Annotated in this window: 12 protein-coding genes; 2 read left to right on the forward strand and 10 right to left on the reverse strand. The window is 65.0% G+C overall.

What is annotated here, in order from left to right; translation table 11 throughout:
* Nucleotides 1-94: 94 nt before the first annotated feature.
* The 8 genes from AC6LJ2_RS14920 to fdxA form a co-directional block, all read right to left on the reverse strand.
* Nucleotides 95-1309 carry an ABC transporter substrate-binding protein gene (locus AC6LJ2_RS14920; protein WP_263910463.1) on the reverse strand — a complete coding sequence of 405 codons (1215 nt, stop codon included), beginning with the start codon at nucleotides 1307-1309 and terminating at the stop codon, nucleotides 95-97.
* A gap of 76 nt (nucleotides 1310-1385) precedes the next feature.
* Entirely contained in the window at nucleotides 1386-2096 is a 711-nt protein-coding gene (locus tag AC6LJ2_RS14925) for an ABC transporter ATP-binding protein (RefSeq protein ID WP_054501577.1), read from the reverse strand.
* On the reverse strand, nucleotides 2093-2866 hold the full coding sequence (locus tag AC6LJ2_RS14930) for an ABC transporter ATP-binding protein (protein ID WP_263910465.1): 774 nt from the start codon (nucleotides 2864-2866) through the stop codon (nucleotides 2093-2095). Before AC6LJ2_RS14930 ends, AC6LJ2_RS14925 begins: the two co-directional genes overlap by 4 nt.
* 366 nt (nucleotides 2867-3232) lie before the next feature.
* Complete coding sequence (gene nth, locus AC6LJ2_RS14935; RefSeq protein ID WP_263910467.1) at nucleotides 3233-3868, reverse strand: endonuclease III; 636 nt, start codon at nucleotides 3866-3868, stop codon at nucleotides 3233-3235.
* Nucleotides 3865-4500 (reverse strand): electron transport complex subunit RsxB, encoded by a 636-nt coding sequence (gene rsxB, locus AC6LJ2_RS14940; protein WP_498151630.1) that lies wholly within the window; start codon nucleotides 4498-4500, stop codon nucleotides 3865-3867. Before rsxB ends, nth begins: the two co-directional genes overlap by 4 nt.
* Nucleotides 4501-4562: 62 nt before the next feature.
* Complete coding sequence (locus AC6LJ2_RS14945; RefSeq protein WP_263910469.1) at nucleotides 4563-5789, reverse strand: polyhydroxyalkanoate depolymerase; 1227 nt, start codon at nucleotides 5787-5789, stop codon at nucleotides 4563-4565.
* Between the two features lie 234 nt (nucleotides 5790-6023).
* On the reverse strand, nucleotides 6024-6824 hold the full coding sequence (locus tag AC6LJ2_RS14950) for a ferredoxin--NADP reductase (RefSeq protein ID WP_263910471.1): 801 nt from the start codon (nucleotides 6822-6824) through the stop codon (nucleotides 6024-6026).
* A gap of 46 nt (nucleotides 6825-6870) precedes the next feature.
* Complete coding sequence (fdxA, locus tag AC6LJ2_RS14955; protein WP_006389264.1) at nucleotides 6871-7194, reverse strand: ferredoxin FdxA; 324 nt, start codon at nucleotides 7192-7194, stop codon at nucleotides 6871-6873.
* 122 nt (nucleotides 7195-7316) lie between these two features.
* On the opposite strand from fdxA, the gene pncB reads away from it, so the two are divergent.
* Both pncB and AC6LJ2_RS14965 read left to right on the forward strand, forming a co-directional pair.
* Complete coding sequence (gene pncB / locus AC6LJ2_RS14960) at nucleotides 7317-8525, forward strand: nicotinate phosphoribosyltransferase (protein WP_498151631.1); 1209 nt, start codon at nucleotides 7317-7319, stop codon at nucleotides 8523-8525.
* Between the two features lie 69 nt (nucleotides 8526-8594).
* Nucleotides 8595-8948: a RidA family protein gene (locus AC6LJ2_RS14965; RefSeq protein ID WP_025137108.1), complete on the forward strand. Its 354-nt coding sequence runs from the start codon at nucleotides 8595-8597 to the stop codon at nucleotides 8946-8948.
* A 120-nt stretch (nucleotides 8949-9068) separates the two neighbouring features.
* Here the strand turns inward: AC6LJ2_RS14965 and AC6LJ2_RS14970 are convergent, their stop codons facing one another.
* Nucleotides 9069-9578, reverse strand: coding sequence for a flavodoxin family protein (locus AC6LJ2_RS14970; RefSeq protein ID WP_445658408.1), 510 nt, complete (start codon nucleotides 9576-9578; stop codon nucleotides 9069-9071).
* Nucleotides 9575-10408: a zinc-dependent peptidase gene (locus AC6LJ2_RS14975; RefSeq protein WP_263910475.1), complete on the reverse strand. Its 834-nt coding sequence runs from the start codon at nucleotides 10406-10408 to the stop codon at nucleotides 9575-9577. The genes AC6LJ2_RS14970 and AC6LJ2_RS14975 overlap by 4 nt, the downstream gene beginning before the upstream one ends.
* Nucleotides 10409-10570: the final 162 nt, after the last annotated feature.

Raw genomic sequence — 10570 nt, forward strand, 5'->3', positions numbered from 1 at the left:
TGAAAATCCTGCGCGTACGGGGGTAAGCGGGCAAATTCAAGACGCGACCCGGCCGGGTGGGCCGGATCGCATCACGGGGTCACATGAGTGGGGTTTACTTCTTGACCAGCTTGCAGGTCGACTCGGACAGCTTGGTGTAGACCTCGTCGCCCGGCAGCGTGGCGACGACCTTGTAGTAGTCCCACGGGCCCTTCGATTCGGCCGGCGTCTTCACCTGCATCAGGTACATGTCGTGAATCATGCGGCCGTCTTCGCGCACGTAGCCGCCCTGGGTGAAGAAGTCGTTGATCTTGTTGGACTTCATCCACTTCATCAGGGTGTCGGCGTCGTCGGTGCCGGTGGCCTTCACGCCGTTCAGGTAGAAGGTGACCGACGAGTAGTCGCCTGCCTGCAGCATGGAAGGCTTGCGGCCGACCTTGGCTTCGAACTTCTTGGCCCAGGCGCGCGAGGCGTCGGATTGGTCCCAGTACCAGCCGTCGGTCAGGTACATGCCTTTGGTGGCTTCCAGGCCCAGCGAGTGCACATCGTTGATGAACACCAGCAGGCCGGCCATCTTCATCGTCTTGGTCACGCCGAATTCATTGGCGGCCTTGATGGTGTTGATGGTGTCGCCGCCCGCGTTGGCCATGCCCAGGATCTGCGCCTTGGACGCTTGCGCCTGCAGCAGGAACGACGAGAAGTCGGAGGCGCCCAGCGGTGCGCGCACCTGGCCCTTGATCTCGCCGCCGGCGGCTTTCACCACCGCCATCGTGTCGCGTTCGAGCGCGTGGCCGAAAGCGTAGTCGGCCGTCAGGAAGAACCAGCTCTTGCCGCCGTCCTTCACCACCGCCGAACCGGTGCCGCGCGCCAGCGCCACGGTGTCGTAGGCATAGTGCACGGTGTAGGGCGAGCATTGCGCGTTGGTCAGGTCGGACGCGCCGGCGCCGATGGCGATGAAGGGCTTTTTCTTCTCGGCCGCCACGGCAGCCATTGCCAGGCTGGTTGCGGAGTTCGTGCCGGCGATGATCACGTCGACCTTCTGCTGGTCGAACCACTCACGCGCACGGGCCGAAGCCACGTCCGCCTTGTTCTGGTGGTCTGCCGACAGCACTTCGATCTTCTTGCCGTTGACCGAGCCGCCGAAATCCTCGATGGCCATGCGGACGGCGTCCAGGCCGGCCTTGCCGTCGATGTCGGAATACACGCCCGACATGTCAGTGATGAAGCCGATGCGGATGACATCGTCGGAGATGCCTTGCGCCGCGGCGGGTGCCGCGGCAAATCCCAGGCCCGCCATGGCCAGTGCAGCAGTGATGGTGTGCAGCTTCATGGGATGACTCCTCTTCCCTTCGGTGTGTGTGCCGGGATGCCCGGCGGGTGACACAGGTTATGTAGGCCGGTAGGCCCTAGACGCCCAGCAATTCGTTGAGCGTGTCCTGTTTTTCTGAAAGTTCCGACGCCTCGAAATGCTCGACGATCTGGCCGTGCTCCATGACGTAGAAGCGATCGGCCAGCGGCGCCGCGAAGCGGAAATTCTGCTCGACCATGACGATGGTGTAGCCGCGCTGCTTGAGCGCGGTGATCATGCGGGCCAGCGCCTGGACGATGACGGGGGCCAGGCCTTCCGAGATTTCGTCCAGCAGCAAGAGGTTGGCGCCGGTGCGCAGGATGCGCGCCACCGCCAGCATCTGTTGTTCACCGCCCGACAGGCGCGTGCCGGGCGAATGCCGGCGTTCCTGCAGGTTGGGGAACATGTCGTAGATTTCGGCCAGCGACATGCCACCGCCCAGCGAACCCACCACGGGGGGCAGCAGCAGGTTTTCTTCGCAGGACAGGCTGGCGAAGATGCCGCGTTCTTCCGGGCAATAACCCACGCCCAGGTGGGCGATCTTGTAGGTGGGCAGGTCGATGGCTTCGGTGCCGTGGATGCGCACCGAGCCCTTGCGGGAACCGGTCAGACCCAGGATGGCGCGCAGCGTGGTGGTGCGGCCGGCGCCATTGCGGCCCAGCAGCGTCACGACCTCGCCTTGCCCCACCCGCATATCCACGCCGTGCAGGATATGCGATTCCCCGTACCAGGCCTGCAGGCCCGAGATTTCCAGTGCCGGGGTGCTCATGCATGCGCTCCTTGGAGTTCGCCGTCGGTGGTGCCCATGTAGGCTTGCATCACGGCCGGATGGCGCGAGACTTCGGCATAGGAACCCTCGGCCAGCACGGCGCCGCGCGCCAGCACGGTAATGGTATTGGCGATGGACGACACGACATTCATGTTGTGTTCGACCATCAGGATGGTGCGGCCGGCGCTGACGCGCTTGATCAGTTGCGTGACGCGGTCGACGTCTTCGTGGCCCATGCCTTGCGTGGGTTCGTCCAGCAGCATCAGCTCGGGTTCCATCGCCAGCGTGGTGGCGATTTCAAGCGCACGCTTGCGGCCGTAAGGCAGGTTCACCGTGGTCTCGTTGGCAAACGCGCCCAGGTCGACCTGCTCGAGCAGTTCGCGTGCCGGTTCGTTCAGGTCGGCCAGCCGCTTGTCGCTGCGCCAGAAGTGGAACGACAGGCCGGTCTTGCGCTGCAGCCCGATGCGCACGTTCTCAAGCACGGTCAGGTGCGGGAACACCGCGGAAATCTGGAACGAGCGGATCACCCCGCGCCGCGCGATCTGCGCCGGGCGTTCACCGGTGATGTCGATGCCGTTGAACTTGATGGTCCCCGAGGTGGGGGCAAGGAATTTGGTCAGCAGGTTGAAGCATGTGGTCTTGCCCGCGCCATTCGGCCCGATCAAGGCATGAATCTCGCCTCGCTTGATACGCAAATCGACCCCATTGACCGCGACAAAACCGCGGAATTCCTTGGTGAGGCCTTTTGTCTCCAGGATCGTGTCGTCCATGTCCGCTGCACCGGCGTTGTATTTATATGTGGACTCTGCCCGGCGTCGTGCGCAGGACCCCCGAGGGGTTTTGAAAACCGCATATTCACGCGGTTTTCTACAAGAGTTGCCGGCGAGTATGCGCACCTCCGGATCAAAATTCCATGAGGGTTTGTCATAGGTTTTGCAGTGCGGAAAGGTGAATTGTCGGGTGGTGGACAATTACCGAATCCATTGGGCGAAAACCCTGTATGCGGACGCAATGCGTTGCAGCAAATTCGCATTGATCGTCATCAATCCGTCATCACCGCGCGCATCGGGGAAAACCCGGTTTTGCCCCCAGCGCAGTGCGGGCGCATATTGCCCGGAGTTTGACGGATACCCGGATCAGGCCGGTGTCTTGGCCTTGAATTCGCACAGGTCGGAAATACCGCATTGAGGGCACTTCGGTTTGCGCGCCACGCAGACGTACCGGCCTTGCAGGATCAGCCAGTGATGGGCGTCCTGCATATATTCGCGGGGCACGAATTTCTCGAGCTTGAGCTCGACTTCCAGCACGTTCTTGCCGGGCGCGATGCCGGTGCGGTTCGACACCCGGAAAATGTGCGTGTCCACCGCCATGGTGGGTTGGCCGAAGGCGGTATTGAGCACCACGTTGGCCGTCTTGCGGCCCACGCCCGGCAGGGCCTCGAGCGCCTCTCGCGTCTGCGGCACCTCGCCACCGTGCTGCTCGATCAGGATGCGGCAGGTGGCGATCGCATTCTTGGCCTTGGTGCGGAACAGGCCGATCGTCTTGATGTAGTCCGACAGCCCTTCCTCGCCCAGCGCCAGCAAGGCTTGCGGCGTGCCGTAGCGCGGGAAGAATTTGCGCGTGGCGATGTTCACCGACTTGTCGGTGGCCTGGGCCGACAGCAGCACCGCGATCAGCAGCTGGAACGGCGTGTCGTATTCCAGTTCGGTGGTGGGGTGGGGATTGGCCGCCTGCAGGCGGGCGAAGATCTCTCGGCGTTTGGCGGCGTTCATGGGCGCGGGGCGTTGCGGCGGGCCCGGGCGCGGGCCAGCGCGGATTCAATGGCGGCGCGCTTGCGCTCGTCGTCCTGGGCGGCATCGGCGGCGGGCGCTGGCGCTTGGGTCGGCTCCGGGGCCATCAGGCGGGCGTTGTCGGCGGCCAGGCGCTCGATGCGTGCCTGGTGGTGCCGATGGCGTTGACGGCCGGCGGCGGCGTCTTCGGCGGTCCACGCGCGGCCCGCGGGCAGCATCTCGATGCAATCGACCGGACAGGGGGCCACGCACAGGTCGCAGCCCGTGCACCAGTCCGCCAGCACCGTGTGCATGTGCTTGTTGGCGCCGACGATGGCATCGACCGGACAGGCCTGGATGCACAACGTACAGCCGATGCAGTGCGCTTCGTCGATGCGGGCGACCAGCAGTGGTCCTGGCTCGCCCCGGGTCAGGTCCAGCGGCAGCAGCGGCGTATCCAGCAGGGCGGCCAGCGCGGCGATGCCTTCGTCGCCGCCCGGTGGGCAGCGGTTGATGGGGGCGGTGCCCTGGGCGATGGCGTCGGCATAGGGCCGGCAGCCGTCAAAACCGCACTTGGTGCATTGCGTCTGAGGCAGCAAGGCATCGATGCGGTCGGCTAATGAGCGACAGGACATGGCGGGCGATGAAAAGAAAAGGGGCCGCTCGGGCCCCGTGGGAATACGGCGCGCGGAGGCGGTCAGGCAGATTGCCGGATGAATTCCGCGATTTTAGGACAGATCATTTCGCGCCACCGGCGGCCCGAGAAGATCCCGTAGTGGCCGCAGTTGGGCGCGGTGTAGTGCGACTTGCGCTCGGCCGGGATGTTCTTGCACAGCTTGATGGCCGCGCGGGTCTGGCCCTGGCCGGAGATGTCGTCCAGTTCGCCTTCGATGGTGAACAACGCGACCTTCTTGATGTCGGCCGGACGCACCAGCTGGCCGTCGACCTCCCAGGTGCCGCCGGGCAGCGCGAATTCCTGGAACACCATGCGGATCGTGTCCAGGTAGAACTCGGCCGGCATGTCCAGCACCGCGTTGTATTCGTCGTAGAAGCGGCGATGCGCTTCGGCGTCGTTGTCGTCGCCGCGCAGCAGGTCCAGGTAGAACTCGTAGTGCGACTTCATGTGGCGGTCGGGATTCATGGCCATGAATCCGGCGTGTTGCAGAAAGCCCGGGTAGACCTTGCGGCCCGACCCCGGGTAGCGCGGCGGCACCGGGTGGATGACCTGGTTCTCGAACCACGAATACGGCTTGGTGGTGGCCAGGCGGTTCACTTGCGTGGGCGACTGGCGCGGATCGATGGGGCCGCCCATCATGACCATGCTGCGCGGCTGGCAGGGGTCATTGGCGGACGCCATCAGCGACACGGCGGCCAGCACCGGCACGGTGGGCTGGCAGACCGAGATCACGTGCACGTCGGGGCCCAGGTGCCGGATGAAATCCTGCACGTAGCGGACGTAGTCGTTCAGGTGGAACGGACCGGCCGACAGGGGCACCATGCGGGCGTCGATCCAGTCGGTGACATAGATGTCGTGATTCGGCAGCAGGGCGCGCACGGTATCGCGCAGCAGCGTGGCGTGGTGGCCCGACATGGGCGCCACCAGCAGCACCTTCGGGTCGGCCTGCGAGGCCTGGCGGACGTCGCGGTGAAAGTGCACCAGGCGGCAGAAGGGCTTGTCGAGCACGACCGATTCGGTCACCCGGACGGACTTGCCGTTGATCTCGGTGGCCGGCAGGTTCCAGGCAGGTTTCTGGTATTCCTTGCCGATGCGCGTCATCAGCTCGTACCCCGCGGCCATCTGGCGCGAGATCGGGGTGTAGGCAAGGGGACTGTAGGGACTGGAGAACAGCTGGGAACCGGCATCCGTGAAAGCAGCGAACGGAGTCAGGAAGGCGCGCTGCATTTCGTGCAATTGGTACAGCATTTGGGGAAGTCCTTCTGGGTCGTGCGTGTGCCCCGATTATTGCGCCGGGGAGTAACGGTATTTCCAATTCGTCTGACGAAAGCGTCCGAAAATCGGCATTTGTGTTGCAAAAATGCGACCCGTCATCCCTTGTGCACCAGTTTAGGGCGGAACCACACGGTGGCAATCGCCCCAAAAGGGGGAATTTCGGCCTAGGCCGGACGGGTCAGGCCAGCATCCGGGCCGGGCGGGAAGTCACCAGTAGTTTTCCACCGCCAGGTTGCCGGGGATGCCACGGCGGCCCGGCTTGAAGCCGCGCTCGCCCAGCAGCTTGCGGGCGTCGGCCAGCATGTCTGGGTTGCCGCAAAGCATGATCTTGGCGTGCTCCGGGTCCAGCGGCAGGCCTGCCAGCTGTTCCAGGCCGCCGTCGGCGATCAGCGTGGTCAGGCGCGCCTGCGGCATGCCGGGCAGGGCCTCGCGGGTGGCGATCGGCAGGTAGACCAGCTTTTGCGGGTCGGCGGCGAATTGCTCGGCCAGGGCCGGATCGCGGCGCCAGCCTTCGATTTCGTCGCGGTACGCGAGCTCTGCGGCGGTGCGCACGCCATGCACCAGGATGATGCGGCGATAGTCGCGCCAGACGGCCGGGTCGCGCAGGATCGACAGGTAGGCCGACAGGCCGGTGCCCGACGCCAGCAGCCAGAGATCGCCGCCGGGGGCGAAGCGTTCCAGCGTCAAAAAGCCGTAGGGCGCTTTTTCGACGTACAGCGCGTCGCCTGGCTGCAGCCGCGCCATGCGCGGGCTGAACAGGCCTTCGGGCACCACGATGGAATAGAACTCCAGCCACGGCTGCTGCGGCGCCGACACCATCGAATAGGCGCGCCACAAGGTGGGCGGGCCGTCGGGCTCGTCAGCGCCGGGCAGGCCGACCCGGGCGAACTGGCCCGGCTGGAAGGAATACGCGTCGTCGCGCGTGACGCGCACGGAGAAGAGCTTGTCGGGCACCCAGGTGTGGACGTGGGTGACGGTCTGGCGCGTGTATTTGGAATCGTCGGTCATCGGGGCATCACGCGTCGCGGGCCGGGCGGGGCCACGCGCTCGCGGATTATTTTTCCAGGTATTGCAGCTTGTCCTGCTTGCCGTTCCATTCGTCGGCGTCGGGCAGCGGCTTCTTGGCGCGGCTGATGCTGGCGAACTCGGGGGAGAGCTCGGCGTTCAGGGCGATGAAGTTCAGCTGGTCCTGCGGCACGTCTTCTTCGGCGTAGATCGCATTGGCCGGGCATTCCGGGATGCAGACGGCGCAATCGATGCATTCGTCGGGGTCGATCACCAGGAAGTTGGGACCCTCACGAAAACAGTCCACCGGGCACACATCTACGCAATCGGTGTACTTGCACTTGATACAGTTTTCGGTGACGACGTGGGTCATTCAGGAACTCCGGGCGGGCGGCATTTGTGTTTTGTTGGGCCGATTTTACCCAATGCGGCGCCAAACCGCCGTGAATACCCGTGTTGACATCGTGGCACATTGGGGGAACGGGCCGTCCCTTCGTGCTATGGTGTCGCGAAACGATACGCGCAACCATGATAATCACTTCGCTGCTCGACACCGATCTGTACAAATTCAGCATGATGCAAGTGGTGCTGCATCAGTTCCCCGCTGCCCAGGTCGAGTACCGTTACAAATGCCGCACGCAGGGCGTCAACCTGCGTCCCTATCTGGACGAAATCCGCGAAGAAGTGCACCAGCTGTGCCAGCTGCGCTTCACCGCCGACGAACTTAAATATCTGGGCGATTTGCGCTTTATCAAAAGCGACTTCGTCGACTTCCTCGAACTGTTCCACCTGCCGGAACGCTGCATCCACATCACCGAAGGCGATGCGCCCGGCGAGATCAGCATCGAGGTCAAGGGGCCGTGGCTGCACACGATCCTGTTCGAGATCCCGGTGCTGGCCATCGTCAACGAGGTCTATTTCCGCAACACCCGCAAGCATCCCGACTGGGAAGAGGGCCGCAAGCGCCTGCAGTCCAAGATGCACCTGGTGCTGGACGACCCCGCGCTGGCCGATTTCCGCGTGGCCGAATACGGCACCCGCCGCCGTTTCTCCAAGGTCTGGCACGAGGAAATCGTGTCCACCATGAAGGCCCAGATGGGGCCGCACTTCGCCGGCACCAGCAACGTGCTCCTGGCCAAGCAGCATGAAGTGCTGCCGCTGGGCACCATGGGCCACGAATACCTGCAGGCCTGCCAGGCGCTGGGGCCGCGGCTGCGCGATTCCCAGGTCTTCGCCCTGGAGGTGTGGGCCAAGGAATACCGCGGCGACCTGGGTATCGCGCTGTCCGACGTCTACGGCATGGACGCCTTCCTGCGCGATTTCGACATGTACTTCTGCAAGCTGTTCGACGGCGCGCGCCACGATTCCGGCGATCCCTTCATCTGGGGCGAAAGGCTGCTCGAGCACTACCGCAAGAATCGGGTCGACCCGCGCGCCAAGACGCTGGTGTTCTCCGACTCGCTGACCTTCCCGCGCGCCATCGAACTGGCCCGGCAGTTCGCCGGCCGCTGCAAGGTGTCGTTCGGCATCGGCACCAACCTCACCAACGACCTGGGCCACGAACCACTGCAGATCGTCATGAAGATGGTCCGCTGCAACGGCCAACCGGTAGCCAAGGTGTCCGACGCGCCCGAAAAGACCATGTGCGACGATCCGGCCTACCTGGCCTATCTGCGCCAGGTCTTCCAGCTGCCGCCCGCCTGAGGCCGCGGCAGGGTAAAGTTCGGCATTCGCATTGTTCCAACCCGTCAACTCGTCACTAGGGGAATATTCATGAGCAGCATCAAGCGCTTCCACGTCGCCAAGCGCCTGTCGGACATGGCCGTTTACAACGGCGTCGCGTACCTGGCAGGCCAGGTGCCGGACGATGCCAAGCTGGACATCACCGGCCAGACCGAGCAAGTGCTCGCGACCATCGACCGCCTGCTGGCCGAAGCCGGCACCGACAAGACCAAGATCCTGATGGCCCAGATCTACGTGGCCAACATGAAGGAATTCGATGGCATGAACAAGGCCTGGGACGCCTGGGTTGCCGATGGCAACTCGCCCCCGCGCGCCACGGTCGAGGCCCGCCTCGCCAATCCCGACTTCAAGGTCGAGATCGTCGTGACGGCCGCAGTCGCTTAAGACCGCGCTCGCATCATGTCGAAAGCCCTCCGGCGCGCCGGAGGGCTTTTTCGTTTCCGCGCCAGGCGCATCGCGGGTGGCGGCATCGGTGCGGGCCGCAGCGGTCGCGCCATCAAGGGGCTAGCCCGCGGTCAGCAGCAAGCCGGCCAGGAGGCCGCCGGCCTCTTCGCAGCGCGCCAGGTCGGGCTGCGGCACCGTCTTGGGGGCCGATATCTGCTGCGGCGTCTGTGCGCCCAGGTTGACGATCAGGGGCGCCGCCACCGCCCGCAAGCGCCAGCCCGTGCAGATGCGCTCGACCTGGCGGGCGGCGCCCGAGCCGTCGCTGCCGGCGCTGACCAGGCAGGCGTACGGCCGGCCCGCAATGCGGTCCAGCACCCCGTAGTAACAGCGGTCGAAGAATTCCTTCATCTCGCCGCTCAGGCTGGCCAGGTTCTCGGGGGCGCAGAACAGCAAGCCGTCGCTGGCCAGCACCTCGTCCACCGTGGCATCGCGCGCGGGTCGCAGGATCACGGCCAGGTCGTCCGGCTGCTCCAGCAGCGTGGCCGCGGCCGCAGCGCCCCGGGCGGCGGCTTCAGCCATCTGCCGGGCCGCGCCGGTGCGCGAATGCCAGACGATCAGCAGCTGCTTCACGGGTAGCGCCTCAAGGTGTCCTGGCGGTAGTAGGCCTGCAGCAGGCCGAACCACTCGGGCAGGGCTTCGGACATGGGGTAGGGGTCGACGAAGAAATGTTCGGAACTGACCGCGAAGAATTCGGCCTCGTCGGTGGCGGCATACGGGTCCAGCGGCAGTTGCCCGTACCAGGCGTCGGCCGCCTCGCTTTCGGGGTCCACGTCGTGCGGGATGGCTGCCTCCACGGCGTCCACCGCGGCAATGAAGCGGTCCAGGCTGTCGTCCAGGATGCGGCGCCAGTCACGTGCGTTCAGGTCGCCGTGCGCCGCCAGCGACGGCATGCCGTCGGCAAAGCCCGATTGCAGGTCCAGCTTGTGCGCGAATTCGTGGATCACCACATTGAAGCCGCCCTCGGACAACTGCGTGTCTTCCCAGGACAGCACCAGCGGGCCGCCTTCCCAGGCCTCGCCGGCCGCGTCCTCGACGTATTCGTGCATCACGCCGTCTTCGTCCAGGCGCTTGCGCGGGATGCGGAACCCGGCGGGGTAGACGATGATCTCGTCCCAGCCTTCGTACAGCTTGGGCGTCAGGTTCAGGATCGGCAGGCTGGCCTGGGCCGCGATCGACAGGCGCATGAAGTCGGTGACTTCCAGGCCCTGCGCGCCGTTGAGGGTCTTGCTGGCCAGCAGCCATGCCGACCGGGCCAGCAACTGGGCGGTCTCGTCGGCATCCAGCGCCGCCAGGAACGGGTGGGTTTCCAGCACCTGCCGCCAGAGGTCGGGTGCGATCCGGGCCTGCATTTCCGCCACCTTCGACGGGTTTGCTCCCCGGCCCTTGAGCCAACGCAACATAAGCTTGGGTTCCTTCTATATATGTCCGGGCACCGCCGGAGTTTCCGTACTTGTTTCCGAGGGCCTGCTAACACTAAAAGGAGCCTCGCACAGGCCAGTAATCGGTCGCCAGGCTAGGCGCGGTCGCCGCCGCGTGGCTGTGCCACGCAAGGTGAGCGCAAC

This window comes from Achromobacter sp. 1014246743, from assembly GCF_059760725.1.